Source organism: Asticcacaulis sp. (genome assembly GCF_035497195.1).
In the GTDB taxonomy this organism is placed as follows: Bacteria; Pseudomonadota; Alphaproteobacteria; order Caulobacterales; family Caulobacteraceae; genus Asticcacaulis.
On record NZ_DATJDZ010000031.1, the window covers coordinates 281,006 to 306,510 of the forward strand.

Here is a 25,505-nt window from a genome sequence, read left to right on the forward strand (position 1 = left end):
TCACAACCTAAGATTGAAGGTCGCTTCGTCAGGCGCGGCCCCCGAAATGTGGACAGTCAGCGTCCACCAGCCGGTCATGTTAAACTTCATGCCCTCGACCCGATAACCGCCATCCGGCAACTGTGTCACCACCTTTGGCCGGGTCGGCAGGCCATGGCCATGTTGCGGCATTCCGCCGTCGATCAGGATATCGGAAGGGATGGGCGCGGCGCTACCCTTAGGTATTATATAAACTGTCCAGGTATGAATGCGTCCGACCGGGACCGGGGCGATGTCCGGCCGGATCGTGATGTCGTAGTGGCCGGCTTTCGACGGCCGCGTCAGCGACCAGTTGAGATTGTCCGGCACTGGCGAGAACATACCGGCCGTGGCGGCCGTCAAGGGGATAGCGGTTATGAACAGGACGGCTGCGGTCAATACGGTGCGACGTGAAGGGGTAAGCATGTGAAATTTCCTGGGAAAGAGGATGAGGCGCTGCCGGTCGTAGAGTCGCATCGCAAGACACGACTCGTCGATCACGCCAGGTGGCGCGTGCGATGGGAAAGAATGTGGATGAGGTTAGGCGGTCAGATGGTCTTCAGGAGCTTCAGCGTCCGGGACGGGTTGGGGGACACCGGTAACATGCCCGGAGAACCGTTGGCGGTACTGAACCGGACTAATCCCGAGTTGACGGTGGAAAACGCGTCGCAGGTTTTGCTCATCGCCATGCCCCGTCATTTCGGCGATCGTCTTCAACGGCAGCTCAGTCTCCTCCAATGCCCGGCAGGCCGCTTCCAGACGCATGGCTTCGACGGTCTTGGCCGGTGTCCGCCCGATGCGTTCGGCATAGATGCGGGCGAAGGACCGCGGCGACATCCCGGCCTGTTCGGCCAGGCGCTCGACACGCAGGTCGTCCCTAAGATGACTGGACATCCAGGCGTGCAGATCCGTGAACCGGCTATCATCTTTTGCCTGCGCAGACAGCGACACGCTGAACTGCGACTGGCCACCGGACCGCTTGACGAACATCACCAGCTGGCGGGCCGTCTCGATGGCGATCTTCTGACCATAGTCATCGGCAATGAGCGCCAGGGTCAGGTCGATGCCGGCCGTGACGCCGGCCGAGGTCCAGACCGATCCATCCCGGATATAGATCTTATCGGAATCAATCGAAAGGCTGGGGTGCAATTTGCCCAGGCGACCGACCCAATCCCAATGCGTGGCGACCGTCTTGCCATCGAGATAGCCAGTGGCGGCCAGAAGGAAAGCCCCCGTACAGACCGAGCACAGGCGGCGAACGTGGTCGGCCCGACGGGCAATCCAGGCTACAAGCCTTGGCGGCGCATAGAATTCGTCGCCTTTGCAACCGCCGGGCACGATCAGGGTGTCGATCGACAGGTCGTCCAAAGTGGCCAGGGCGACCGTCAGGATCGGCAAGCCGCAACTCGTCACGACCTGGCCGCCATCGACACTGACGACATAGGTTTCGTAGAGCGGGTCGGTTCCGCCCGAGCACCGCAAGGTGGCCGTGCTCAGGGCCTGGAGTGGACCAGTCAGATCGAGCAGGTTCATCTGGTCATAGGCCACGAGGACGACGCGTTTGGTCCTTGTGTTGCTCATGCCCAGTCTCCAGTTCGTGTCAGTCAAGGTCATCAGCATATCACTTCTTAAAGCCGGGGTATTCCAAATCGAGGGCCATGCCAGGTGCCGTACTACGGCCATACCGCTTTACAATGCCGTTCAGCGCATCATCCAGGCTTTGCATGACCATGCCGGTTCCGATCGCCTTAAGATAATAGATCTGGATGATCATCGGGCCATTCTGTGTCGATACGGCGAAGACATCCGCGGCATTGGATTGTTTCAGGACGCCGTAAGGGATCATGAAATCGGTGACCTCGGTGCCGCTATTCTCACCGATGATCGCGATGACCGGGCGGGTGCGGCCGTGGCAGGCATTCCGAAAGTGGCGCCGAGCCGCAGGCATGTGAGGCCTGTCACCGGTTGTGAAGCGGAGCGTTTCATAGTGCGGTCCTGAGTGAGGAGGGGCTGGCCCCTGTCTCAGGGGCCAGAAAAGTCAGACGAAGGGATCAGGCGGTCTGGCAGTTGACTTGCGGCGTGCAGACGCAGCCAGGGCCGCATTCGTAGGTCGGGGCGCCACAGCCGTTAAGCGGCTTACAGTTGGCACACGAGCAATCGGCACCGCAGGTGCAGGCGGTCAGGCAGGAGCAGGTATTGGTATTTTGATCGGTCATTGAATTTTTCCTCGTTATGTCGATGTTGACGTCGACCTTATCGAGGATTGGTGTGTTGGCGTAAATGACACAAAACAGTCAATTCCTGCCAGTTAGGCTTGGCAGACCTAACCCGTCCACTGATGGATGCGGGGCGACATGTCCGCCTTGGGCGCTGAGCCGACTGCCTACAATTCATTGCCATCAGGTCTTAAGCCCAATATTTACCGACATGCGCAGGTGTGCCGTCAATAGCTCAATGGATAACGAATGGGGGATGGGATGGATGCGAGTCCGCTTAGATTTACGGGTCTGGATATACTGCGCGGTGTTGCCGTCGCCGGTATGGTCGTGGTCACGAGCCCCGGGGATTGGAATACCACCTATTCGCCGCTTTTGCACGCCGCCTGGAATGGCTGGACCTTGGCTGATATGGTGTTTCCGACGTTCCTGTTCGCTGTGGGCGTGGCTTTCGGCCTGTCCTTTCCGCGCGCCCTTGCGACCCGTGAGGAGAAAAGGCGGTTCTGGTTCAGGGTGATGCGGCGTGTCGTTGCTCTGACTGTCCTGGGTCTCTTACTCGCCTGGGTCTATGTCGCCGCCATCAGCGCCGGAGCCTGGTTTGCCGGTAAAGGCGGGCTGGAGAACATCCGAATTCCCGGCGTGCCACAGCGAATCGCCCTCTGCTATTTGCTAACCGCCGTCCTCATCGTCTTCACAGGTCGGAAACAGGCTGACGGAAAACACGACCTAAACCCCGCCGCGATCGTTATTGCCGTCATATCGACCCTGGTCCTCTACTGGCTGGCCGTGACATTCATCCCCGTTCCGGGCTACGGCGCCGGGAATCTGGACGAACTTCGAAGTCTGCCTGCCTATATCGACCGGCAGATATTTACACCGGCGCACCTGTGGCCACTTGGGGCGGCCGAATGGGGCGGGCCAGTCACTTACGATCCCGAAGGCCTGCTATCGACCTTTCCGGCCACGGTGAATACCTTGCTTGGCGTACTGGCCGGTTATGCATTGCGACGCTTTCCACAGAGGGCCGCGCTTTATCTCTTAATTGCCGGTGTAACCCTGTTTGTGGCGGGCCTCGCGCTCAATCCGGCGTTCGTCATCAACAAGCGCCTATGGACCAGCAGTTTCGCTCTTTTGAGCAGCGGTTTTTCGGCAGTTTTGTTCGCAGGCCTGCTCTGGCTTTTAAAATTTCAGATGGTCGACCGCATTCTGACACCGCTCAAGGTTTTGGGCGTCAATGCCATTTTGGTCTTCACGCTGTCGATCCTGCTGGGCATGATATATGCGTTTCCGTTGTTCGGAAGCGGCGACCACAGGTTGTCGATCCAGAACCTGGCCAACACCTTTGCCCTTGGCTTTATTCCGGATCCCTATGTCGCTTCCCTGGCCATGCTGGGCCTCATTACGGCACTGGTCTGGCCACTCTATCGCCGTTCAATCTTCCTGCGTCTGTAGCTTTTGCTGCACTGAGCGATGCGGGGCGCCAAGGAGCTCCTTCGGGTCAGCCAGAAGCAAGAGGCCATCAGCTACGCCACTTTGAGGCCAGGATGACGCTGCACATGTCAATCCTCTGAAAGTGTGGATGTTTATGGGCAAGGATGTCGTCGTTGAACGTGCCGAAGGTGCTGTTCGGGCGATGCTTCATGCCTTGATAGAAGGCCTCGATGATGCCGTTCTTGAAATCGGCACCACGCGGAAAAGCGGCAATCACAGCTTCACGTTGGGCCTCGGTGAATTCGTCATATCTCCGTCCCGCCACATCCATGCCAGCGCCGGCCTGGAGTAGGGCAATTTCCGGGCGCATGAATTCTGGAATGCCTGGCGTCGTATGGAGCGCAATCGCGTTCCAGACAGTCTCAATATCATCTTCGGAAATACCGTTCGCCGCTAGGAAATCGCGTGCGGCATTGGCGCCATCGACCTCAAAGCGGAGTTGGCTGGTTTCATAACGCGCCGTCAGGCCGAGATCGTGAAACATGGACGCCGCGTACAATAGTTCCGGATCGAACCCCATCCCCAGCCGCTTGCCCGTAAGTGCGCCCCAGTAATAAACACGCAACGAATGATGAAACAGCAGGTCACTCTCGGTGTCGCGGATGAAAGCCGTCACCTGTTCGGCCAATCTCGACTCCGGGATGGCCACCCCTTCAATCTCATTGTGCATTGCTGTCTCCTGCGATGTATGGGTTGCAAGGTTACAGGCCGCAATGGATGGCCTCAATTGCGGCCAAGCATCGATTCAGGACATATTCAGATTGAAACGGCCATGGCCTTCGTAACAATTGCGCCGGGTCAGCGCGTCAGGCCGACATAACGCTTGCGGTATTCAGCCGGACTTACACCGACATGGCGCGTAAAAGCCCGCCGGAACGTATTGGCATCGCTGAAGCCGCAATGGCCCGCGACCTGCTTCGGCGCTTCGTGACCATGTTCCAGCAGGTGACGTGCGGCATGAATTCGGGCTTCCTCTACCCAGGTGGCCGGGGTTATTCCAACCTCGGCCTGGAACAGCCGGGAAAAGTGACGCGGACTGATATCCATCCGCGCTGCGAGACTGGCAACGGTGTGGGGCAGGGCGGGATTCGCCGCCACCCATCGCTGAAGCTCCTGAAGCGCCGCCCGGCCGGCCGGCACGGCCGCCCCCTTGCGACTGAACTGCATCTGACCGCCGGGACGCTTGAAGAACATCACCAGTTGGCTGGCAATTCGTTTGGCAATGTCCGCACCTAAATCTTCTTCGACCAGGGCCAGAGCCAGATCGAGACCGGCGGTGACACCCGCCGCCGTGCGAACGGGGCCGTCACTGACGTGGATGGCGTCCTCGTCCACCGTGACATCGGGATAGCGCCTGGCCAACTCCGTCGCGACCGCCCAGTGGGTTGTCACGCGGCGCTCTGATAATAAACCGGCCGCGGCCAGAAAGAAGGCGCCACTACAGACGGAGCCGAAGCGGCGGGCAAGGGGCGCCTGCCGCCTCAGCCATGCCGTCACGGTCTCGCTGGCCGGCATTTGGGGGGCATTCGGGCAACCGGCGATGAGCAAGGTGTCGATCGGATAATTCACACCGCCCTCCATGACCATGTCGGGCAGGAGGCGGGCGCCCGACGAACTTCGGATCGGACCGGAACGAGGCGCGGCAATCAAAAGCTGGTAAGCGTCATATCCGGCCTGAGCATTTGCTTCGGCGAAAACATCCAGAGGACCGGACACATCGAGAAGCTGGACGCCTGAAAAGGCCACGATCACGATTGTTTTCTGCCGTGTACGCATCCGTGGCTGCCTGGGCTCTAAAATGGCCCATTATGACGCTTATCATCAATTGAGGCCATAATAGGCTGGTTTTAGGATGAAGGCGAGCGAAATCACAGGAGCCGAAGATGCCTAAAATTACCGACAGCACCGCTATTCCCGATACCCGTCTGTCCCGAGAGATAACGGAATATATTCGAGATAACGAGACAGAGTTGCTCTTCAATCACTCCAGCCGGGTCTATCATTTCGGCGCCATGGCCGGGAGGCAGCGCGGCCTGACCTTTGATAGCGAACTCCTCTATGCCGGGGCCATGTTCCACGACCTTGGCCTGATGCCGGCGCATGGCAGCACAACGGAACGCTTCGAGGTCGACGGCGCTTTTGCGGCGCGGGATTTCTTGCGTAGCCGCGGCATTCCGGAAGACGATACCTATACGGTCTGGACGGCCATCGCGCTCCACACCACACCGGGCGTGCCGGTCCACATGCATCCGGTCGTCGCCCTGGTCACCGCCGGCGTCGAGATGGATGTGCTGGGTCTGAGCTATGATCAATATTCCGATGAGGAACGCGAGGCGGTGGTCAATGCCTTTCCCCGGACGCCGAAGTTCAAGGAAGATATCATCCAGGCCTTCTACGACGGTATCAAGCATCGACCCGACACAACTTTCGGCAACGTAAAGGCCGACGTCGTCGCCGACAAGGAGCCGCATTTTTGCCGGGGCAACTTCTGCGACGTTATCCGTTGTTCGCAATGGTTTGGATAGACTGGCACAAGGATATGGGTTGCGGTAATGATTGCAGCGGCCTTCTGTTTCCTGACCATCGACGCCGGATCAATACCATCGCTCAGTTGCTTGCGGGCTTTGTGGCATCGGTCCCGAGCTTCTTTCGGGCCGAGGTCAGTATATCTGCCAAGGGAAAGCTGCTGTTCTTTGCCGGCAAATCAGTATTTGAAACGCCAAAGTCGGCCGCCACTGGGGGGGAACGGCGAGGAACGGGCCGTTATAGTCAAAAAAGCTTGTAAAGAGCGGCCTGTGGCTTCGCGTTTTTGACTGCGATTTCTGACAGTGACATCTGGGGGCACTTTTCGGCCGAAAATCCCGCCCCCAAAAATGCCCTAAAGCGAGCCGGATGTAGGGGGACGTCATCGGACGCTATGGGACTATTGATGCCGCTAAACTACCAGATTATAAGGGATTTTTCAACGTAAGCAGACGTTGGCAAACGCCAGCCTGGCTCCCCGAGCAGGACTCGAACCTGCGACAAGTCGATTAACAGTCGACTGCTCTACCAACTGAGCTATCGGGGAACACGCTGGCAAGGCGCGCCCTATAGCAAGGGTTCGCGCCGCATGGCAAGCCCTAAGGCGGAAGTTTTGCACAATTCTGTGCGTGAAGAGGTGTCGCCCTGATTTCAAACGAAAAAAAGCCCGAAAAGAAACTTTCGGGCTTTTGAAGTTTGGTGATGGTGGGTGTCTTCAGATACGTAAAGACAACGCTGTTATGTAAGGAGTCTGGTTAATGAAGCGTAAATGCGCCTGTAAGGGGAAAAACGGTCTGTAATCAGTTTCCTGACAGAACGTGGGGCATTTGTTCATGACAATTTAACCATGACCGGCAGAGGTTCAATTCCCGAATAAAATGAGGAATCATCCGTGCGTCTGCCCCCGATCAAGGTTCGTATCCGTGCGCTGCTGGCGCTGTTTTTCGCCGGTCTTGGCCTGGCGACCTTCGTAGCGCTTCATCACACGTCCACAGTGGGGGATTTGCTGATCCAGGCGCAGGCGGGTGCGGCAGGCGGTTATATCACGCAGATACAAGGACTGGAAAAAGGCTTCGCTCGCCTGATCCTGATGACCTCAGTCCTGGTCGGCCTGGCCGGATTGGCCGCGGCTATCTATTTCGACCGCGAGGTTTTCTCGGTTATCGATCGTCTGAGCCATTATACCGACCGCCTGGCGCGCCGTGAATTCGATACGTCGGCGGAAGGTTCCGCGCGATCCGATGAAATCGGCCGTCTGGCGGCGGCGCTGGATGTATTGCGTGCCAACGGCCAGAAGCTGGTCGGCCTGGAAGGCGAGGCAGCGAACCATGCCGAGGCCATCGCTGTCGAACGCAAGGCGGCCCTGCACGAACTGGGCAACAAGCTGGAAACGCAGGTGTCGGCGCTGCTCGAAGGCCTGACACAATCTTCTAGGGCCATGATCACCTCTTCCGATACGATGAGCCAGTCGGCCTTCGCGGCGTCGGAGAGCGCGGGGAAGGTGGCCTCGGTCGCCGTCAGCACCTCGCAAAGCGCGCAAAAAGTCGCCAGCACGGTGATGGAGCTGTCACAGACGGCCAACGAAATCGCCGGTTCGACGCAATTGTCGACCGAGGTTTCCGCCCGCGCCTCGGCGGAGGCCGAATCGACCTCGGCCCTGATGGGGCGTCTTAGCCGCAGTGCCGACGAAATCAGCGCCGTGGTGGACATGATCACCTCCATTGCACAACAGACCAACCTCCTGGCGCTCAACGCCACCATCGAAGCGGCGCGGGCAGGCGAGCACGGCGCGGGCTTCGCGGTGGTGGCCGCCGAGGTCAAGACCCTGTCGCAGCTGACGGAAAAGGCGACCCGCGAGATCACCGCCAAGGTCCAGCAGATCCAGAGCGACGCCATCGAGGCGACCGGCGCCATCGCGGGAATCGTCGGTACGATATCTGAATTGCGGTCCGGCGCCGACGATATCGCGCGTTCTGTGGCCGCCCAGCAGATGGCCACCAGCCAGATCGCTGAAACGGTCGAATCGCTGGCAGAGGGCTCGCAAAGCGTCGGCAATGATATCGACGCTGTACGCGGCGTGGCCAACGAAACAGGGCAGGTGGCCAGTGTGGTCTTCGAGGAGGCCAAGTCTGTCAGCCGCGCCTCGGACCAGTTGAAGATGGAACTGGCCCGGTTCCTGGCCAATATGCGCGCGGCTTAGTTTAAGCTCCAGCGCCGGATGGCTATGAATGAAGGAAGTGTGGAGGCCTGACCCGGAGTCGAACCGGGCTTCACGGATTTGCAATCCGGTGCGTAACCGCTCCGCCATCAGGCCTCACGTAGAGCGGATGCGTTCGCTAACAGATCACATCATCGCCCGCAATGATCTCTGGCGCAAATTTCCTAATAAATGTGCATAAGGCCGTGCGATTGTGCGCTTTTTGCCGTTAAATCTCAGCTTATGGCGATTGAAGCGCGCGCCGCTTGCTCTTATAAGCGATACAAAGCGTTCGATTAAGCCCCAAGGATCAGCATTATGGATTTTCACGCCGCCCGTCAGAATATGGTCGAATCCCAGGTTCGCGTGAATGATGTCACCGATGCCCCGTTGCAGTTGGCCATGCGCCACATCCAGCGCGAACGCCTGTGTGCGTCGTCTCAGGCCTTCGGCGCTTATGGTGAAGTGGAATCGCCGATCGCGCCGGGCCGGGTCTTGATGAAGCCGCGTGATATTTCGAAGCTGTTGCAGACCGTGGAACCCAAGATCGGCGAATCCGCTCTGGCGATCGCCGCGCCCTATGCTGCCGCTGTTTTGCGGCACGCCGGCCTGACCGTTACCGAACAGGAAGCCGATCCGCGCGTCATGGCGGTTATCGAGCCTTATCTCAAGGAACTGGGTGTCAAGTGCGTGACGGCCGACCTGAAGGCGCCGTCCGGTTCCGGTTACGATATCATCATCGTCGAGGGCGCCGTGGCTGAAGTGCCCGCGACCTGGCTAAAAGCGCTCAAGGTTGGCGGCCGCCTGGCGGTGGTCGTGAAAGACGGTCCGGTCGGTCATGCGCGTCTGTATCTGCGCATCGAATCCGGCATCTCGGAGCGTGATGTGTTCGATTCCGCACCGTCGACCCTGCCGGGCTTCGAGCGTGCACCGTCATTTGAATTCTGATTGCCTGCTGACAGAAATCGTCAGGCGGGCCATTAGGGTGACATAAAAGTCGCCACCATGCGCTGACTACTGATAATGGTGGTAAAAAGCCGAACGTGAAAAATCCTTAACTCGCCAAGCCTATAATCTTCTGGCAGTAGGGTTTTAGAGGTAATTTCAGCTTATTGCCGAAGCCGGACCGCGCGTACATGCGTCCGGAAGACAACAGGGCAGGCGTATCGTCTGCCTTCAAGACGTGGGGACATCTGTTTTATGACGAATTCCAAGTTTGCGACGTTCGGTCTGACTGCCGCGGTTTCGGTGCTGGCGCTTACCATGGTGGTCAGCGCCCAGGCGGAGAGCCTTAACGACGCCATTGCCATGGCCTATGCCCAGAACCCGACGCTCCTGCGCAGCCGCGCCACCCAGCGGGCTACCGACGAAACCTATGTCCAGACCCGCTCGCAACTGGGGCCATCGCTCAGCGCCACGGCTTCGGCAAGCTATAATGACCTGCCGGACTTTGCCGGCAATCGCTCGGCCACTACTGCGGGCATCTCGGCCAGCCAGACGATCTTCGCTTCGGGCGGCATTGCCTCTTCGCTGAAAGCGTCGCGCGCCAATGTGATGTCCGGCCAGGAAGGCCTGCGCAGCACCGAATCCGGCGTCCTGCTCGATGTGATCAGCGTCTACACGGCGGTTCGCCGCGACCAGCAGGCCCTGCAAATTTCGCAGGACAATTACGATATCCTCAAGCAGCAGCTTGACCAGACCCAGGCGCAGTTCGATGCCGGACAATTGACCCGCACCGATGTGGCGCAGTCACAGGCGCGTCTGTCGGCCTCGGCGGCGTCTCTGGCTTCGGCCCAGGCGCAACTTGATTCCGATCGCGCCTCTTATGTCGCTGTTGTCGGCCAGTCGCCGGTCGCGCTCGAAGTCGAGCCAACTCTGCCGGGCTTGCCGACTGACTTCAATGCGGCTCTGGATGCGGCTGAAAAGAACAATCCCGATTTGCAATCGGCCCAGTATGCCGCCGATTCGGCCAAGGCGCAGGTCCGGGCCGAGCGTTCGGTATTTGGCCCCACGGTGGGTTTATCGGCCAGTACTGGCGGCACCCAGCCGGGGCTTGGCATTGGCGATATTGCCGACAATGATTCCAGTTCGGCCACCCTGCGCCTGTCGATCCCTTTGTTCAGCGCCGGTTTGAATGGCTCGCGCGTCCGCCAGGCGACGGAAAACTATAACGCGCAACTCCAGGTCGTTGAAACGACGCGCCGTCAGGTGGTGTCCTCGGTGTCGCAGGCGTGGTCGCAGATGCTGGCCGCGCGTTCGGCCGTGACGTCCAATCAGGAGCAGGTCAAGGCGGCGCAGGTGGCCGCCGATGGCGTCAAGGTCGAGCAACAGGTCGGTTTGCGCACTAATATCGAAGTGCTGAACGCCCAGCAGGAACTGAAATCGGCGCAACTGGCGCTGATCGAGGCCGAGCGCGGGCAATATGTCGCCGGCAGTCAGTTGCTGTCGGTCATGGGCGGGCTGACGGCCAAGGCCTTTGTGCCGGACATTCAGGTCTATGATCCGCAGGACCATTTCGATGATGTCAAATCGAAGGGCTGGACACCTCTGGAACCGGTGGTTCACGCGCTTGACGGTTTGGCGGCTGGCGGCAATTAATCCCTATTGCGCCTTTATATTCTGATGAAGTCTCCCGCAGGGCAACTTGCGGGTTTCTTCACAATAAATTCTTCGCTTCGGCGAAATTCGGCGGCAAAAACCGCCTAAAGAGTTGCAAAATGCGGCGAACACGTGTCACCCTCCCATAGGTTTCAGTTCCCGAACCCGATTCGCAGCAGTTAAAAAAACATGGCAGAACAATCCGCACACGAACCGACAATGGAGGAAATCCTCGCTTCCATTCGCCGCATTATCTCGGAAGATGATGCGCCGGAAGATGCAGCGGCCCAGGCTGCGGCTGAACCGGAAGCTGACGACGAGGGCGATGCCTTCGCGACAGCCGAACCGGAAGCTGAAGAGGCTTCGGAAGATGACGTGCTCGAACTGACCGAAACCTATGAGGCGCCGGAAGCCGTTTCCATCGGTGATATCGATGCCTATTCGCCTTCCGCAGCGCCTGAACCGGCCCCCGCGCCGCCGCCGGTTGCTGCGCCTTCGTCCGCTGGCGGCCTGGTCAGCGAACGCACCGAAACAATTGCGGCGTCTTCCTTTGGCGCCCTGACAAGCAATCTGCTGGTGCCGCACAGCGATCGCACGCTGGAGGACGTCGCCAAGGAACTGCTGCGTCCGTTGCTGCAATCGTGGCTCGATCAGCACCTGCCGGGTATTGTCGAGGAGCAGGTTCGTCTTGAAGTCGAACGGATTGCGCGTCAATCCCGTCGCTAATCCATAGATTCTTTTGAGTTCATTTGTTAAGAGAGCGGCATCACAGCGGTGAGCCGCTCTTTTTCATTCCCTATTGTACGAGACCATGCTGGAAAAAAATTTCGATCCCGCCGCCGTTGAACCCCGCCTGTATAAAATGTGGGAAGAGTCCGGCGTGTTTTCCCCTTCGGACGCGAAGGACACCTTCTCCATCGTCATTCCGCCGCCCAATGTGACAGGTTCGTTGCATATCGGCCATGCGCTGAATAACACCTTGCAAGACGTGCTGACGCGCTTTGAGCGGATGCGTGGCAAGGCGGCCCTGTGGCTGCCCGGCACGGACCACGCCGGCATCGCCACCCAGATGGTGGTTGAACGCCAATTGGCGGCGTCTGGCACCAATGTCGGGCGTCGTGACATGGGCCGCGAAGCCTTCGTCGCCAAGGTGTGGGAATGGAAGAAGGAGTCGGGTGGCACCATCGTCCAGCAACTGCGCCGCCTGGGGGCGTCGTGCGACTGGTCACGCGAGCGCTTTACGCTCGATGATGGCCTGTCGGCGGCTGTGCGCAAGGTCTTCGTCACTCTGCACCAGCAGGGGCTGATGTACCGCGACAAACGCCTGGTCAACTGGGACCCGCAGTTCCAGACGGCGATTTCCGATCTCGAAGTCGAGCAGAAGGAGGTCGATGGTCATTACTGGCATTTCGCCTATCCGCTGGCCGATGGCGTGACCTATGACTTCCCGGTCAAGGACGAAGACGGCAACGACACGACGGAAACACGCGACTATATCGTCGTCGCCACCACGCGTCCGGAAACCATGCTGGGCGATAGCGGTGTAGCCGTGCATCCGGATGATGAGCGTTACAAAGGCTTGATCGGCAAATTTGTGATCCTGCCGATCACGGGCCGCCGTATCCCGATCGTTGCCGACGAATACGCTGATCCGTCCAAGGGTTCCGGCGCGGTCAAGATTACCCCGGCGCACGATTTCAACGACTTTCAGGTCGGCAAGCGCCATGATCTGGAGCAGATCAATATCCTCGATACCCAGGCGCAGCTTCTGGCCTTTGATCCCGTGCCAGCGGAATATCGCGGCATGGACCGCTTCGTGGCGCGCCAGGCGATTATCGCCCGCGCCGAAGAAGAGGGCTGGCTCAAGCAGGTTGAGAAGACAAAGCATATGGTGCCGCATGGCGACCGCTCCGGCGTCGTCATCGAACCCTTCCTGACCGATCAATGGTATGTCAACGCCGGCGAACTGGCCAAGGAAGCGATTGCCGCCGTTGAGGATGGTCGGACCGTTTTCGAGCCGAAGAACTGGGAAAAGACCTATTTCGAATGGATGCGCAATATCGAGCCGTGGTGCGTGTCACGTCAACTCTGGTGGGGCCATCGTATTCCGGCCTGGTATGCCGAGGATGGCTTTATTTTCGTCGCTGAAACCGAGGCCGACGCCCACAAGCAGGCAGAAATCCATTACGGAAAGCCGGTCGCGCTCAAGCAGGACGAGGACGTTCTCGATACCTGGTTCTCCTCGGCGCTGTGGCCGTTCTCGACCATGGGCTGGCCGGAAAATACCGAAGACCTGCAACGCTTCTATCCGACACATACCCTGATCACCGGCTTTGACATCATCTTCTTCTGGGTCGCGCGGATGATGATGATGGGCCTGCACTTCACCGGGAAGGCACCCTTCAAGCGTGTCTTCATCAATGCCCTGGTCCGTGACGACAAGGGCCAGAAGATGTCGAAGTCCAAGGGCAATGTCATGGACCCGCTGGTGCTGATCGACGAGTTCGGCGCCGACGCCCTGCGCTTTACCCTGACCGCCATGTCGGGGCAGGGCCGTGATATCAAGCTGGCCAAGCCGCGTATCGAAGGCTACCGCAATTTCTCGACCAAGCTGTGGAACGCCACGCGCTTCACCCAGATGAACGAATGTGCCCGCGTCGAGGGCTTCGATCCGTCGACCGCCAAACTGACTCTTAGCCGCTGGATCCGCGGCGAGGTGCAGAAGACGCTTGCCGCCGTCACCGAAGCCTTGGAAGCCTGCGCCTTCGATGACGCCGCCAATGCGCTTTACAAGTTCATCTGGAACGTCTTCTGCGACTGGTATCTCGAACTGGCCAAGCCGATCCTCAATGGCGATGACACGACCGCCAAGGCCGAAATCCGCGCCATGACGGCCTGGGTGCTCGATCAGGCGATGATCCTGCTGCATCCTGTCATGCCGTTCATCACCGAAGAGCTGTGGGAGAAGACCGGCCACATCGACATGCTGATCTCGCATAGCTGGCCGAAGCCGGACGCCAAAGCGATTGATGCCGAGGCCGATGAGGAGATCAACTGGCTGATCGACCTGATCGGCGAGATTCGCTCGATCCGTTCGGAAATGAATGTGCCGGGTTCGGCGCGGGCGCCCTTGTCTTTAAGTGGCGCCTCAGAAGTCACTGCCAAGCGCTTGAATACGCATGAAGACTTGATCCTGTTTTTAGGCCGTTTGTCAGAAGTGAAGGTCGGTGAAGCGGTCGCCGGTTCGGTGCCTTTCGTGGCTGGCGAAGCGACGGCGCACCTGGCCATCGCCGAGTTTATCGACCTCAAGGCCGAACAGGCGCGCCTGGCCAAGGGCATCGCCGATTTCGACAAGACGATCGATGGCGTTCGCCGCAAGCTCGACAATCCGGAATTTGTTCGCAAGGCGCCTGAAGAGGTGATCGCTGAAAACCGCGAACGTCTTGAAGACGCCGAAAACGGCAAGGCCAAGCTTTCGGCGGCGCTCGAAAGACTGAAAGCCGCCAGCTAAGGTAAAAGCCCCGCACCAATCAGTGCGGGGCTTTTTTTATATGCGCTGCGCCAGGATATCCTGCAAGACAGGCAAGGGATTGCGGAACCAGCCGCGTATTCGCGCCCGTTGTGGCCACGCGGTCAACCCGGCAATGGAAACTGTCAGCACGCAATATATAAATACGGTCAGCGGCGCACGATGAATGCCTTCGACTTCCAGTATGTTGATGATTACATCAAAAATCAGGATGCCGGAAAATAACCAGCTGGCCCACGTGAATATCCGTGCGCCCAACGGTTTAGCCATCATAATGATCATGGCGAGACAAGGCCCCAGGAAATACATGTCGTAATCCTGAAGCCGCGGATTGAGCATAAGCGCGAAACCCATTCCCAATAATATACGCTCGTCGTCATTCAGGTCGCCCCATTCCGTCAGGATAAGGCCGCTGATGATCATGACGCCGGTAAAGATGGCCAATCCGATCAAACTGACAGGAGAGGTCATGCTGAAGCCCAGGCTTGAGGTCAGGGCGAAGAAGCTTATGCCGGGCTGCTGTTCAATAACGATTGTATGCAAGGCCTCATGCCAGGCATCCCCGAACGTGCCCGACGTCAGCATGATCAGCATCACGCCTCCAAGTCCCACGGTTGCGGCGATCAGGCCTGTGAACAGTCGTTTTACGAGCGGCCGGTTTTCAAACAGGAGAACGACCAGATAGGTCAGGAAAACAGGCTTGACCATCGCGCCTAAAGTGACGGCGATGATAAACGGCCAGCGGCTGCGTTTCAGGTTGATGGCGCCCAGCACGACCAGGGCGTGAAGTATGAAACTGATATTTCCACAGCAGGCTGCGCTGCCATTAATGGCAGCGACCGACATCAGGCGAAAATGAAACGGTGACTTGGGAAAGGTCTTGAAGAGCATGTACCAGGTCATGATGCCCATGGCCGGCAGAAGTATGAACAGATAGGCAATGCGCGCGCTACTCAGACCGAACATATCGATGAAGGGAGTGAAAAAATGAGCGACTTGTGGGGCATAGACGTAAACGGCGGGGCTTAGACCCTCGCAAACAGGATGCAGACTGTAAGGAGACTGCCCCGTATGTATGTAATGCGCCCCGCATATCAAAGCATCGAAATCATTCAGCCACCAACCGCCTTTGGCCCAGCGGCTGATAACATTCCCGATCAGTGGAAACAGAAAGAAAAGTGAAAAAATCCACATATTACGCTTGTTATGGGTAAAGCGCTGGAACCAGTTGAGCGCGTCCATCAGTTCACCGCCGTTTCGGATTTGCGCGCGAAAAGCGCCGCGAATATAGAGAGGATATGGGGCAGGCGCGTACTGATCATGTGCTGGCCGAGCCATAGCACATACAGACTCAGGCCAAGAAGAGCTACCGGTTCACTGTAGTCGGCCAGGCCGGTCAGTGCGCCGGCGAGAGCGACGACGCACAGGGCCAGGACGATGCCGCGGCCATTGCGGAGGATAACCTGCGCGCCGCTTGCCAGTTGGGCGCTTTTATCGGCCAGGATCAGCAGGCCGGGTCCGATCAGGCAGATATCTTCGCTCATGATGCGCGGAATGAGCAGGGCGGCGAGGCTGAGACCCAGCCATATCCGTTCACGGTGGTTGAGTTGCAGGCCTTTGGCTAGTGCCAGACCGCTCAGCGTTATCAGGCCGGCATAGACCAGGTAAGCCAGTTTGGCGCCGGTATGCGCCGGGGCTATGCCGATCAGGCCCAGCCAGCCGAAAAAGCCAACGCCGGGCGTAACGTTAAAAACGTAATGCGACAACAGGGCGTACCACTGGTTGGTTAGCGCACCACCGGTCAGGATAAAATGCCCCAGGGGCAGCAGGCCCAGGCACACGCCGGCGGCCATCAGGCCAATACGGCGGACAAGTGGCATATCGAGCAGCAGGATAACGATCAGGTAGGTCAGAAAGGTTGGTTTGACCCAGGCCGCCACGGCGACCGCCGCGATGAATAGCCAGGGTGTTATTTCAATCACCAGGGCGCCCAGCAGGACGATGCCATGCAGGATGACCGCGATATTGCCGAGCATGAAGGCGCTACTGCTCAGGAAGACGGCGAAGGGCAGTTTGTCGTGCCATGTGCCGGGCGTCTGACGCGCGAAGAGGGGAATGTAGATCAGGGCTGCCGCCGCAGCCAGGTAAAAAACAAGATAGAGAACCAGGAAACCAGGCTCCGTCAGGAAGCGTTCAAAAAAGGCCGCCACCTGCGCCACGCCCGGAATATAGACGAAGCTGGCGGCGCGCATACCGTGGCATTGCAGGTCCAGAGCGTAGATGGGCGCATTCTGAAGCACTTTCAGGCCGGCGCAGGCGACCGACTGGTACTCGGAGAAAACATATTTCGAGCGGTGAAGCTTGGCCAGAACACCTAGCAACAACGGCAGGAAAAACAGCATTGGTATCCAGTATGCCGATGGAAATAGCGAAGACGGGCGGAGGTTGGAGAGGCGGGGGAGGTTGAGTTTGGCCATTGTATTCTTGGTGCTAAACGGATATTGAGCGTCACTTGTTCCGGACTTATCGGGTCCGGGGGGCGTTAGTTTGGCCCGATTGTGTCAGGGTTGATGCGGGTGCTGAGTTGCGGGGCTTTAGATCGCGGGTGGGGGGCTACCATAGATTTGCCATCCTCTCCGTTCTTAAAATGACCAACTTTTTTTATTGATGGCGTGATGCCCAGACGGGTGGGACGCCGGGGAGTTTCTTTTTGACGAATATTGAGCTTGCTTCGGATGCCCAACCGGACCTCAGTCTGATTATCTGCACCCTGAACGAAGGGGCGGCTATTCGCAGTGTTATCAATGAAATTTGCGACACTCTTGCGGGCATCAATCACGAAATCATCGTGGTTGACGATAATTCGGCGGATAATACGGCGGCCGAGGTGCTCGATGTCGCCCGCACACGTCCAAACGTGCGACTGCATGTCCGCGTCGGCGAACGCGGTTTGTCCTCTGCGGCCATAAAAGGCTGGGATATTGCCCACGGCCGCTATCTCGGCGTTATGGACGGTGACGGGCAGCACGATCCACTGGCGATTCGCGCCTTGGCTGACATGATCATGAAGGGCGACAAAGATCTGGTCTGCGTGTCGCGTTATATTGGCACGACGGAAACAGGCCTGAGCGGTATCCGCGACCTGGGATCCAAGGCGGCGACCTGGGCCACCGGGCTGGTGCTTAAGGTGCCGTTGTCCGACCCGATGAGCGGCTGCTTCCTGATGACGCGGGAATATTACGAATCGGCACGACCCAAGCTGACCGGCATCGGCTTCAAGATCCTGCTTGATGTAGCCGCATCTGCCCCCCGTAAGCCGCGCTTTGGCGAGGTCAAGGCGGCGCTGCGTGAACGTCAGGGCGGTGTGTCCAAGCTTGACCTGCGCGTGGTGCTCGATCTGGGCGCCCTGCTGGTGGAGAAGGCGACGGGTGGGCTGCTGCCGGCCAAGTTCGTTTTGTTTGCCGGGGTCGGTCTGAGCGGTGTGGTGGTCTACACGATCCTGCTCTACCTCGGTCATCACTTCCTGGCCGTGCCAGGCGAGTTCCCGATCTACCGCTACCAATATAATAAAGGGGACCTGATCAATTACAGCCTGGCGATCTGGTTGTCGATGACGTGGAACTTTTTCCTCAACAACCTGGTCACCTTCCGCGACCGCCGCCTCAAGGGCTGGCGCATGTTCGGCGGATTGATCCGTTTCTATGTGGCGTGTTCGCTCGGCGCGCTGATCAGCCTGTGCCTGTCGCTGTTTATGAAGGATCAGTTGCATATTCACTATGTCGTGGCTGGGATTATTGCGACGCTCATCTCCAGTGTCTGGAACTACTGGGCGGCGACATTGCTATCGTGGCGCGTCAAGAGAAACGGGGCATAACCCGCAAGCCTGGATCAAAAAACCCGGACCTGATCGGTTCCGGGCTTTTGCTTTCTGGAGGGAGTCCTACCAGCGGTCGCGGTCGTGATGATCATTCCGGTCGTCCCAACGATCATGACGGTCATGGCGGCGGTCGTCACGGCGGTCATAACGGCGGTCATAACGGTCGTAGCGACCATCGCGGCGATCCTGATAGGCGTAGCGATCATCGTAGCGGCATTTGGTGTTGTTCTTGGCGATGGATGAGCCAACTGCCGCACCTACGACAGCGCCGATGACCGTACCTGTGCCCTTGTTGCGGGTATTGGCCGCGCTGCCGCCGATCAGGCCGCCGGCCACAGCGCCGAGAACAGCGCCTTCGGTCTGCTTGCCTTCGCAGGGACGGGATCTCGCCGAAGCGATGCCCGGCAGGGTCATTCCGGCAAGGGCCGTCATCAACAGGGTAGAAACAATAATACGCTTCATAGGATGGAGTGTGGTCATTGCCGGGGTTTCCTGTATGCACGGCGAAAGTGCCGGCTCATAAAAGTACCCTAGTGGTGTCAAGATGAACGGGACTTGATAAGTTCGTTCATCTCCATTCATCAAATGCGATTTCTGCAACCCGTTAAAAAAGCCTCCGAATGTGTATTCGGAGGCTTTTCAGGTTATTCCTTCACATTACCACCGATCGTGACGGCGATGATGGTCATAACGGTCGTGACGCTCATAACGGTCATAACGGCGCTCATGACGGTAAGAGCGGTCACGATAATAATAGCCGCCACGGGGTTCTACATACACGCTGCCGCGATAATAAGGACGCGGCGCGTTGTAATAGTCACCATCACTGTAGCGATAGCCATCATCGTTACGATAGCCGTTGTCGTAGCGGCAACCGTCGTTGCTGTCATCGATGGCGGCCCCGGCGACGGCGCCAATAATGGCGCCTGCCGCCGTACCAGAGCCACGATTGTGACGGCTGGAGGCGGCGTTACCGATGGCGGCCCCGGCGATAGCGCCGACAATGGCGCCGTCAGCATTGCTGTCACGGTAACATTGCGCGGCGGCAGGCAGGGCCATCGCAGCGGCCGCCGTAATGGCCACAGCGGAGAGGACCATCTTGTGCGTAAACGTCATCCTGGACATAATAAATCTCCTTCTGTTACGGCGCGGTCGGGAAAGAGCGAATTGCGTCGTTGTGATGACCTTTATACAGAGGTCAACATGAATGGGATTTGAGTGGCTCGTTCATGTTTGTTCATATTTTAACCATGATGCGCCAGTCACTCTGCTAATGGAATGTGTTTTCCACCCAGCACGGTAAGAATGAAATAAGCAGGGGGTCAATAATTGTCGTAATCGTTGCGGTAGCTGTACTGGCTATGGCGCCGGCTGCCTTGGCGATACTCATGCTCGCCTTTCCAGTTATAGACGCGATGATAAGCGCCCCGGCTGCAATAGCAGCTATAGTCCCGGCCGTTATAGTCACGCTCATAACTGCGCGAATAGCCGTAGCGCCGTCCGGTCCGATAGGTCCGGTCGTACTGGGCGTGATAGCTGTCGTCGAGATTGGGATAGTAGCCGAGACTGCCGCCGGTATAACGCGCGTCTTCATCGTAATAATAAGCCGGCCGTCCGTAGCCGTCGCGGTCACCAGCGCCTGCGGCAGTCGGCAGCAACAGGGCCAATAATATGGCTAGCAGTATGCCGCCGATGAAAATCGGGCCGGCATGGAGGGGATGGGGGGCTGGAACTGGGCGGGGCATCTTGTGAGTCCTTGGGCGAGCAATGAGGTTAATATCGCGCCATACGCGGAAAGTTCGCGTTGGGATTTTAAAGCTGGATTGCAAAATATCGATAAAAACTTGCTTTTTGACCGCCGTGCTTTAAGCGGGCGTCTCTTCGTAACTTCGGACTTTTTTTGTTTTCGCACTTTTTAATCCGAAAAGTGCACTACACTTTTCGGAAAGTGCTTACATGGCGGAATTTGAAGCGCTCATCGGCAAGGTCGGCTTTCAGGGCGACGGCCTCACCGCTGGCGGTCTGGTTGTGCCCCTGACCCTGCCGGGCGAGCGTGTGCTGGTGCGGCAAGGCAAAGAGAAGCTTGAGCTTGTAGAGGTGCTGGAAGCCAGCCCTGACCGCGTGTCGCCGCCCTGTGTCCATTTCGCGGCCTGCGGTGGCTGCGCTATGCAGCATTGGGATATTCCGGCCTATAGCGCTTGGAAGCGCAATATCGTCGATGTCCTGTTGCAACGCACGGGGCTGGAAACCGAAGTCGCGCCCATTCTGACCACGCCACCGCAAAGCCGACGCCGCGTCGGGTTGCACGCCCGCAAGACCGGCAAACAGATCGAGCTTGGTTTCAAGGCGCGCAAAACATGGAATCTGGTCGCTATCCGTGAGTGCCCGGTCAGTGATCCGGCGATCGTCGCGGCGCTGCCGCACCTCAAGGCCCTGGCGGCTTACCTGTTCGAACATCCCAAGTCCGCCCCGATCCTGCACGTCACGCTGTCGCTCACCGGGATCGATATTGATATTACCGGCGTCGAGCGCATGAAATCAGGCGGTTTGTCGGCCGATGCGCGCATGAATATCGCCATGTGCGCCGCCGAAGCCGATTTCGCCCGCGTGTCTATGGGCGAGGACATGCTCTATATGTCGCGCACCCCCAAGGTTCGCTTCGGCAAGGCGATGGTTGGCCTGCCGATCGGGCCGTTCCTGCAAGCCAGCGTACCGTCGGAAGCCGATATGGTCAGGTTGGTGGTTGAGGGTATCGGCGGGGCGAAAAAGGTCGCCGATCTGTTCTGCGGTGCGGGCACCTTCACCTTTCCGCTGGCGGAAACGGCCGTGGTCTATGCCGCCGATGGATCAGCACCGGCCATTGCCTCGCTGAAAACGGCCATTGGCTCGGCGCCGGGCCTCAAGACGATCACCGCCGAAGCGCGCGATCTGTTCCGCCGTCCGCTGCTGGCCGAGGAAATGAAGGGCTTCGACGCCATTGTCTTCGATCCGCCGCGCGCCGGGGCTGAGGCCCAGGCAGCCGAAATTGCTCGTTCGCAGGTGGCGCGGGCCGTGGCCGTGTCGTGCAATCCATCGACCTTCGTGCGAGATGCTAACATCCTTGTGAAGGCCGGCTTTTCGCTGGACAGGGTGACGCCGATCGATCAGTTCTTATGGTCCAGCCATGTCGAGCTGGTGGGAGTGTTTTCGCGTTGATTTCCGTTGTCATGCCGACCCTGAATGCCGAAGATCACCTGGCGCGCACACTTTCCGCGCTGGTGCCGGGCGTGGTGGCCGGTTTGATCAAGGAAGTCGTTATCGTCGATGGTGGCTCGGATGACGCCACGCTGGAAATTGCGGATTCTACCGGCTGCCAGATCATCAAAACCGACCACGAGCGCGGCCTGCAACTCTGGCAGGGTTGCCGGGCGGTGCGCGGCGACTGGCTGTTGATCCTGCATCCGGATTCGCAACTGGGCGACGGCTGGATGGATCAGGTCCAGTTGCATATGAAAAACTTTCCGCTGCGCGCCGGCTATTTTCACCTGCGCTTTGACGATCCGTCGATTCTGGTTGGCCTGTGGGCGGAACTGCTGGCCCTGCGCGCCCGCTGGCTGGCCATGCCGAGCGGCGATCATGGTCTGCTGCTGTCACGCGCCTTGTATGAAACCAGCGGCGGCTACAAGGATCAGGTGGCGTTCGAGGATGTGGCGCTGTCGATGTCGCTGGGCCGCGCGCGCTTGCGGCCGATGGGCGCCTCCCTCACGACCAGCGCCGATCGTTTCCATGCCAGAGGCGCCTTGTGGCGCGGCATTGCGAAAAGCTTCAGTTTCCTGTCCTATATGCTGGGTGTGCCGCCCAAGCCGCTGAAAAAAGTTTAGTTTTCCGCCAGAGCAACGTCGCCCACGGGCGCGGCCCCTGCCTCTTGAACAGGCGCATCGGCTGACAGATTGATGATCTTCGCGTCACTGGCCGCCTGGGCGAGGGTCTTGCTGTCCTTGCCCATGATCTGGCGATAGATCCAGTAGTTGGCGACAACTTCCTCGACATATTGCCGGGTTTGGGCGACCGGGATCGATTCCATGACCAGCAGGGAATCGGCGTCATTGCCCAATGAATCCACGGCGTCCTTTACCGGACGAGCGCCGGCATTATAGGCGGCGATGGTGCGCAACAGGTCGCCATCGATGATCGAGGAGCCTTGCAGGCGGTTGATATAGTTTTGGCCGACGCGCAGATTGACGGCGGGAATGAGCAATTGCTTCGGCTTGCTGTTGAAGCTGGAATCACCCTCGACCAGCGCCGCCGTGGCCGGCATCAGTTGCAGCAGGCCGTAGGCGCCGGCATAGCTGTGGGCCTGGGCGTTGAACTTGCTTTCCTTGCGCGCGATGGCGAAGATCAGCGCCTTGTCGACCGTGTAGCCGCCTTTTGGTGCGATATCGGGGATCGGATACAGCGACACATCGAACAGATGATCCGTCGGTTTTAGCTGGTTGATCTTGATGTGCGTTTTGGCGCCGAAGGCCAGCCAGCGGTCGCGTTCCTCACGGCTGGATGAGGACTGAACCGCGGCTTGCAGTTCCGATCTGGCGTCTGAATCCTGGCCGATCTGGACCAGAGCGTTGAGCCGTTGTGCGCGCGGGTGACTCTTGGCCCAGGTGAAATCTTCGGTCAGGCTGGCGGTTAGGACGGAGCGTTGCTCGCGGCCAAAGGTCGGCGGCAACCCCTTCTTGGCCAGAGAAATAGCCGAGTCGACGCCGAGGCGCTCTTCGGCGAGCAGGCCATAGAAGGTGAAGGGGAAGCTGGCGGCTAGTTGCAGGAAGGTTTCGGCGTCATCGGCGCGGCCAAGCTTTTGCGCGCTGCGGGCCGCCCAGTAGGCGCCGCTCGATTGCGTCCAGGCATTGGTGCTGGGATCGGAGCTGACGAACTTGAATTCCGCCAAGGCCTCTTCGTAGCGCTTGAGACGCCAGCAGGCGAGGCCGGCTACCCAGTGATCGCCTATCTGGCGGCCGAGGGTCACGGCCTGGGCGAGTTGGTCGTTATTATAGGCCGAACGCGCCGATTTCGGCGTCAGGTCGGTGTCGCTGGAAGGGGCTGAGGCATCCGCGCGGGCAATCGACGTGCTGCCGGAAAAGCGGGTCATGCTGGCGAGTTGAATGCCCGCGCCGCCGATCAAGGCGTCTGTTCTCTGGGCGGTCGCGTTTGCTGCCAGCAGCGGGAAGGCCGGATCCGGCGCGCCTTGAGGTTTTTTACGTTTGGCCAGGCCCCAGACCTTCATGGCCATCGGATGATCGCCATAGGCGGTAAGCCAGGTAGTCAGTTCTTCGTAGGTGGATTGATAGCCGGCACTGAAAAGCTTGTGATACTGGGCGTAGCCCATCAGGCTCTTGTCCGTTACCTGCGCCAGTTGCGCATCGGCGCCGGCGTAATCGGCCTTGTCCATCAGGTTGAAGGCGGTTTGGTAAAGCGCGGCGTCGGCAGGGGAGAGCGTGTCGTTCAGAGGTGATGGCGGGGGGGAGGCGCCCTGTCCGGCCACGGCGTTATAGGGTACGGGGCCGTTGTTTACGGGAACGACTGGAGCTTCCTGCTTGGGGAAGAAGGGCGCAGGCAGGAAGGTGATCGGTTTGGAGGCTGCCAGCTTTAAAGCCAGTTCCTTGTCGGCTTTTCTCTTATCAGCCTTGGCGGCGAGTTGCGCGGCCTTGCATTTTTTTGTTTTGAGCTTGGCTTTTGAGCCGCAGGCATCGGCCACCTTGGTCTTACTGCTTGTTTTGGAGCTTGTCTTTTTGGACGTCCGCGCATCGGCGACATCCGTCTTTTTTTTCTTGCTCTTGGTGGTGACGACAGCCTTTGCCTTTACGGTCCTGGCTTCGCTACTGGTTGTTTTTTTCTTCGTGCTTTTGGTGGTTTCGGATGGCTTTTCAACTGGGGGCGTCTTCTTTTTGGCTGACGAGGCCGTCCGCAATTCAGGTTCATGTTTGGTCGCCGACCAGGCCGGCACTGTGGCCATGAGGGCGAATCCCAAAACGGTGAGACTGATGAAGGCGCGGTGGCGTAACGTCAAAACGGCTTCCCTTTGTTGGTGGTTTTCAGGCGCTTATCAAAGATTAATTTTATGGCAACCCATAGGTATTGCGCGTTAATCTCCTTACATTGATTAAGGCCATAAATAAGGCAAGTCACAGTACCAGTGGGTTGAATCACAGTCTGTTGATAAGCCTTAAAGTTTAGCGCTGACCACCAGTTGCAGCAGGTCGCGCCAGAAAAGCCCCTTGGCCTGGGGCTGTTTCAGCAGAAAATTGGGCGGATAGCTGGCCATGACGGGCAGGGGCGTTTCCGTGCCGTAACTGACCATGCGGCCGCGCAGCTTCGCCAGGCTCTGGTCGAGGTTCAGCACGCACGACACCGCCGATGCGCCCAGCAGAAAAATCGCCTTCGGTGCGGCCAGCTTGATCAGGGCGTGCATGAAGGGGGCGTTGAGGCTGATATCCTCCGCTGTCAGCGGCCGCCCGCCGGCCGGCCGCCAGAAGACGCACGGGCTGAGCATGGCCTTGTCAAAAATGCCGGCGGCCTTCAAAGCCTTGTCCATCATCTCGCCCGGCTTGCCGGCGAAGGCGCTGCAAGTGGTGTCTTCGTCGACGTCCGGGGCTTCGCCGATCACCAGCAGGTCGGGATCGGGATTGCCGCGAAAACGGACAATGCCCTTGCCGCCTTCATGGCGCAGGGGCATGTGCTGGAAGGCCTCAAGCTCAGCGTAAAGCTCGTCGATCGTTCGGGCTGAACCGGCGCGCTGGCGGGCTTCGTGCAGCACGGTGCCCAAGTCCAGATTGGCAAGGCTTTGCGGTTTGAGCGGGCTGACATTGTTGCCCGCCTGCACAGGTGTCACGTGAATTTGCGCAGGTGCCGCTGCGGCACGCTTAAATGCCTGTTTATTTTCAGAGAGAGTCCGATTAAGAGGCTCTGTTTCGTATGCGTCTTCCAACTCGTGGTCGATCAGAAAGCCGAGATAGCTTTCGATCTCTGAGCGGAGGTCATCAGACGGAATCATAACGGGCAGGGGCCTTGGCAAAAACGTTGCGT

At 58.8% G+C, this 25,505-nt stretch carries 23 protein-coding genes, 2 tRNA genes and 1 pseudogene; 10 read left to right on the top strand and 16 right to left on the bottom strand.

Annotated elements, in window-relative coordinates; translation table 11 throughout:
• The 4 genes from VL130_RS19080 to VL130_RS19095 form a co-directional block, all read right to left on the bottom strand.
• Complete coding sequence (locus VL130_RS19080; RefSeq protein ID WP_325365534.1) at positions 1-444, bottom strand: FixH family protein; 444 nt, start codon at positions 442-444, stop codon at positions 1-3.
• A 114-nt stretch (positions 445-558) separates the two neighbouring features.
• Complete coding sequence (locus VL130_RS19085; RefSeq protein WP_325365536.1) at positions 559-1,599, bottom strand: GlxA family transcriptional regulator; 1,041 nt, start codon at positions 1,597-1,599, stop codon at positions 559-561.
• A gap of 40 nt (positions 1,600-1,639) precedes the next feature.
• On the bottom strand, positions 1,640-1,966 hold the full coding sequence (locus VL130_RS19090) for a hypothetical protein (RefSeq protein WP_325365538.1): 327 nt from the start codon (positions 1,964-1,966) through the stop codon (positions 1,640-1,642).
• A gap of 103 nt (positions 1,967-2,069) precedes the next feature.
• Positions 2,070-2,234 (bottom strand): hypothetical protein, encoded by a 165-nt coding sequence (locus tag VL130_RS19095; protein WP_325365540.1) that lies wholly within the window; start codon positions 2,232-2,234, stop codon positions 2,070-2,072.
• Positions 2,235-2,495: 261 nt separating this feature from the next.
• On the opposite strand from VL130_RS19095, the gene VL130_RS19100 reads away from it, so the two are divergent.
• Positions 2,496-3,686, top strand: a complete 1,191-nt coding sequence (locus tag VL130_RS19100) for an acyltransferase family protein (protein ID WP_325365542.1) — start codon at positions 2,496-2,498, stop codon at positions 3,684-3,686.
• Between the two features lie 67 nt (positions 3,687-3,753).
• Here VL130_RS19100 and VL130_RS19105 read toward each other — a convergent pair whose 3' ends face one another.
• The gene (locus VL130_RS19105) at positions 3,754-4,395 is read right to left on the bottom strand and encodes an HD domain-containing protein (RefSeq protein WP_325365544.1); all 642 of its coding nucleotides are present in this window, start codon (positions 4,393-4,395) and stop codon (positions 3,754-3,756) included.
• Between the two features lie 128 nt (positions 4,396-4,523).
• Positions 4,524-5,501 carry a GlxA family transcriptional regulator gene (locus VL130_RS19110; RefSeq protein ID WP_325365546.1) on the bottom strand — a complete coding sequence of 326 codons (978 nt, stop codon included), beginning with the start codon at positions 5,499-5,501 and terminating at the stop codon, positions 4,524-4,526.
• Between the two features lie 107 nt (positions 5,502-5,608).
• Between VL130_RS19110 and VL130_RS19115 the strand changes: the two genes are divergently transcribed.
• Positions 5,609-6,250 (top strand): HD domain-containing protein, encoded by a 642-nt coding sequence (locus VL130_RS19115; RefSeq protein ID WP_325365548.1) that lies wholly within the window; start codon positions 5,609-5,611, stop codon positions 6,248-6,250.
• Between the two features lie 59 nt (positions 6,251-6,309).
• Here VL130_RS19115 and VL130_RS19595 read toward each other — a convergent pair.
• A pseudogene (locus VL130_RS19595) lies at positions 6,310-6,411 on the bottom strand (integrase arm-type DNA-binding domain-containing protein); the annotation flags it as partial.
• Positions 6,412-6,719: 308 nt separating this feature from the next.
• Positions 6,720-6,795: transfer RNA gene (locus VL130_RS19120), tRNA-Asn, on the bottom strand.
• A gap of 345 nt (positions 6,796-7,140) precedes the next feature.
• Between VL130_RS19120 and VL130_RS19125 the strand changes: the two genes are divergently transcribed.
• Positions 7,141-8,448 carry a methyl-accepting chemotaxis protein gene (locus tag VL130_RS19125; RefSeq protein ID WP_325365550.1) on the top strand — a complete coding sequence of 436 codons (1,308 nt, stop codon included), beginning with the start codon at positions 7,141-7,143 and terminating at the stop codon, positions 8,446-8,448.
• Positions 8,449-8,488: 40 nt separating this feature from the next.
• Here VL130_RS19125 and VL130_RS19130 read toward each other — a convergent pair.
• Positions 8,489-8,562, bottom strand: a tRNA-Cys gene (locus VL130_RS19130).
• A 201-nt stretch (positions 8,563-8,763) separates the two neighbouring features.
• On the opposite strand from VL130_RS19130, the gene VL130_RS19135 reads away from it, so the two are divergent.
• The 4 genes from VL130_RS19135 (at position 8,764) to VL130_RS19150 (ending at position 14,554) form a co-directional block, all read left to right on the top strand.
• Complete coding sequence (locus VL130_RS19135; protein ID WP_325365552.1) at positions 8,764-9,393, top strand: protein-L-isoaspartate O-methyltransferase; 630 nt, start codon at positions 8,764-8,766, stop codon at positions 9,391-9,393.
• Positions 9,394-9,645: 252 nt separating this feature from the next.
• Complete coding sequence (locus VL130_RS19140; RefSeq protein WP_325365554.1) at positions 9,646-11,043, top strand: TolC family outer membrane protein; 1,398 nt, start codon at positions 9,646-9,648, stop codon at positions 11,041-11,043.
• A gap of 189 nt (positions 11,044-11,232) precedes the next feature.
• Entirely contained in the window at positions 11,233-11,769 is a 537-nt protein-coding gene (locus tag VL130_RS19145; protein ID WP_325365556.1) for a DUF2497 domain-containing protein, read from the top strand.
• Positions 11,770-11,854: 85 nt separating this feature from the next.
• Positions 11,855-14,554 carry a valine--tRNA ligase gene (locus tag VL130_RS19150; RefSeq protein ID WP_325365558.1) on the top strand — a complete coding sequence of 900 codons (2,700 nt, stop codon included), beginning with the start codon at positions 11,855-11,857 and terminating at the stop codon, positions 14,552-14,554.
• Positions 14,555-14,590: 36 nt separating this feature from the next.
• Here VL130_RS19150 and VL130_RS19155 read toward each other — a convergent pair whose 3' ends face one another.
• Both VL130_RS19155 and VL130_RS19160 read right to left on the bottom strand, forming a co-directional pair.
• Positions 14,591-15,814: a hypothetical protein gene (locus VL130_RS19155; RefSeq protein ID WP_325365560.1), complete on the bottom strand. Its 1,224-nt coding sequence runs from the start codon at positions 15,812-15,814 to the stop codon at positions 14,591-14,593.
• Positions 15,814-16,974, bottom strand: a complete 1,161-nt coding sequence (locus VL130_RS19160) for a hypothetical protein (protein ID WP_325365562.1) — start codon at positions 16,972-16,974, stop codon at positions 15,814-15,816. Before VL130_RS19160 ends, VL130_RS19155 begins: the two co-directional genes overlap by 1 nt.
• A 308-nt stretch (positions 16,975-17,282) precedes the next feature.
• Between VL130_RS19160 and VL130_RS19165 the strand changes: the two genes are divergently transcribed.
• Positions 17,283-18,446, top strand: coding sequence for a glycosyltransferase (locus VL130_RS19165; protein WP_325365564.1), 1,164 nt, complete (start codon positions 17,283-17,285; stop codon positions 18,444-18,446).
• Positions 18,447-18,512: 66 nt separating this feature from the next.
• Here the strand turns inward: VL130_RS19165 and VL130_RS19170 are convergent, their stop codons facing one another.
• The 3 genes from VL130_RS19170 to VL130_RS19180 form a co-directional block, all read right to left on the bottom strand.
• Positions 18,513-18,929, bottom strand: coding sequence for a glycine zipper domain-containing protein (locus VL130_RS19170; RefSeq protein ID WP_325365566.1), 417 nt, complete (start codon positions 18,927-18,929; stop codon positions 18,513-18,515).
• Between the two features lie 177 nt (positions 18,930-19,106).
• On the bottom strand, positions 19,107-19,574 hold the full coding sequence (locus VL130_RS19175) for a YMGG-like glycine zipper-containing protein (RefSeq protein ID WP_325365568.1): 468 nt from the start codon (positions 19,572-19,574) through the stop codon (positions 19,107-19,109).
• A 197-nt stretch (positions 19,575-19,771) separates the two neighbouring features.
• The gene (locus VL130_RS19180; RefSeq protein WP_325365570.1) at positions 19,772-20,194 is read right to left on the bottom strand and encodes a hypothetical protein; all 423 of its coding nucleotides are present in this window, start codon (positions 20,192-20,194) and stop codon (positions 19,772-19,774) included.
• A gap of 211 nt (positions 20,195-20,405) precedes the next feature.
• Between VL130_RS19180 and VL130_RS19185 the strand changes: the two genes are divergently transcribed.
• The gene (locus VL130_RS19185) at positions 20,406-21,644 is read left to right on the top strand and encodes a class I SAM-dependent RNA methyltransferase (RefSeq protein WP_325365572.1); all 1,239 of its coding nucleotides are present in this window, start codon (positions 20,406-20,408) and stop codon (positions 21,642-21,644) included.
• Positions 21,641-22,309, top strand: coding sequence for a glycosyltransferase (locus tag VL130_RS19190; RefSeq protein ID WP_325365574.1), 669 nt, complete (start codon positions 21,641-21,643; stop codon positions 22,307-22,309). Before VL130_RS19185 ends, VL130_RS19190 begins: the two co-directional genes overlap by 4 nt.
• Here the strand turns inward: VL130_RS19190 and VL130_RS19195 are convergent.
• Both VL130_RS19195 and VL130_RS19200 read right to left on the bottom strand, forming a co-directional pair.
• Positions 22,306-24,435 carry a lytic transglycosylase domain-containing protein gene (locus VL130_RS19195; RefSeq protein ID WP_325365576.1) on the bottom strand — a complete coding sequence of 710 codons (2,130 nt, stop codon included), beginning with the start codon at positions 24,433-24,435 and terminating at the stop codon, positions 22,306-22,308. The two genes, VL130_RS19190 and VL130_RS19195, sit on opposite strands and share 4 nt — an antisense overlap.
• A gap of 210 nt (positions 24,436-24,645) precedes the next feature.
• Positions 24,646-25,311 carry a uracil-DNA glycosylase gene (locus VL130_RS19200; RefSeq protein WP_325365578.1) on the bottom strand — a complete coding sequence of 222 codons (666 nt, stop codon included), beginning with the start codon at positions 25,309-25,311 and terminating at the stop codon, positions 24,646-24,648.
• Positions 25,312-25,505: the final 194 nt, after the last annotated feature.

What these genes read in the sequence shown, in the direction of transcription:
- VL130_RS19150 (WP_325365558.1), top strand. Translation starts at nt 11,855, where the DNA reads ATGCTGGAAAAAAATTTCGATCCCGCCGCCGTTGAACCCCGCCTGTAT.
- VL130_RS19170 (WP_325365566.1), bottom strand. Translation starts at nt 18,929, where the DNA reads ATGACCACACTCCATCCTATGAAGCGTATTATTGTTTCTACCCTGTTG.
- VL130_RS19185 (WP_325365572.1), top strand. Translation starts at nt 20,406, where the DNA reads ATGGCGGAATTTGAAGCGCTCATCGGCAAGGTCGGCTTTCAGGGCGAC.
- VL130_RS19180 (WP_325365570.1), bottom strand. Translation starts at nt 20,194, where the DNA reads ATGCCCCGCCCAGTTCCAGCCCCCCATCCCCTCCATGCCGGCCCGATT.
- VL130_RS19115 (WP_325365548.1), top strand. Translation starts at nt 5,609, where the DNA reads ATGCCTAAAATTACCGACAGCACCGCTATTCCCGATACCCGTCTGTCC.
- VL130_RS19160 (WP_325365562.1), bottom strand. Translation starts at nt 16,974, where the DNA reads ATGCTGTTTTTCCTGCCGTTGTTGCTAGGTGTTCTGGCCAAGCTTCAC.
- VL130_RS19085 (WP_325365536.1), bottom strand. Translation starts at nt 1,599, where the DNA reads ATGAGCAACACAAGGACCAAACGCGTCGTCCTCGTGGCCTATGACCAG.
- VL130_RS19105 (WP_325365544.1), bottom strand. Translation starts at nt 4,395, where the DNA reads ATGCACAATGAGATTGAAGGGGTGGCCATCCCGGAGTCGAGATTGGCC.
- VL130_RS19100 (WP_325365542.1), top strand. Translation starts at nt 2,496, where the DNA reads ATGGATGCGAGTCCGCTTAGATTTACGGGTCTGGATATACTGCGCGGT.
- VL130_RS19110 (WP_325365546.1), bottom strand. Translation starts at nt 5,501, where the DNA reads ATGCGTACACGGCAGAAAACAATCGTGATCGTGGCCTTTTCAGGCGTC.
- VL130_RS19195 (WP_325365576.1), bottom strand. Translation starts at nt 24,435, where the DNA reads ATGGCCACAGTGCCGGCCTGGTCGGCGACCAAACATGAACCTGAATTG.
- VL130_RS19095 (WP_325365540.1), bottom strand. Translation starts at nt 2,234, where the DNA reads ATGACCGATCAAAATACCAATACCTGCTCCTGCCTGACCGCCTGCACC.
- VL130_RS19155 (WP_325365560.1), bottom strand. Translation starts at nt 15,814, where the DNA reads ATGGACGCGCTCAACTGGTTCCAGCGCTTTACCCATAACAAGCGTAAT.
- VL130_RS19080 (WP_325365534.1), bottom strand. Translation starts at nt 444, where the DNA reads ATGCTTACCCCTTCACGTCGCACCGTATTGACCGCAGCCGTCCTGTTC.
- VL130_RS19140 (WP_325365554.1), top strand. Translation starts at nt 9,646, where the DNA reads ATGACGAATTCCAAGTTTGCGACGTTCGGTCTGACTGCCGCGGTTTCG.
- VL130_RS19090 (WP_325365538.1), bottom strand. Translation starts at nt 1,966, where the DNA reads ATGCCTGCGGCTCGGCGCCACTTTCGGAATGCCTGCCACGGCCGCACC.
- VL130_RS19145 (WP_325365556.1), top strand. Translation starts at nt 11,233, where the DNA reads ATGGCAGAACAATCCGCACACGAACCGACAATGGAGGAAATCCTCGCT.
- VL130_RS19135 (WP_325365552.1), top strand. Translation starts at nt 8,764, where the DNA reads ATGGATTTTCACGCCGCCCGTCAGAATATGGTCGAATCCCAGGTTCGC.
- VL130_RS19175 (WP_325365568.1), bottom strand. Translation starts at nt 19,574, where the DNA reads ATGTCCAGGATGACGTTTACGCACAAGATGGTCCTCTCCGCTGTGGCC.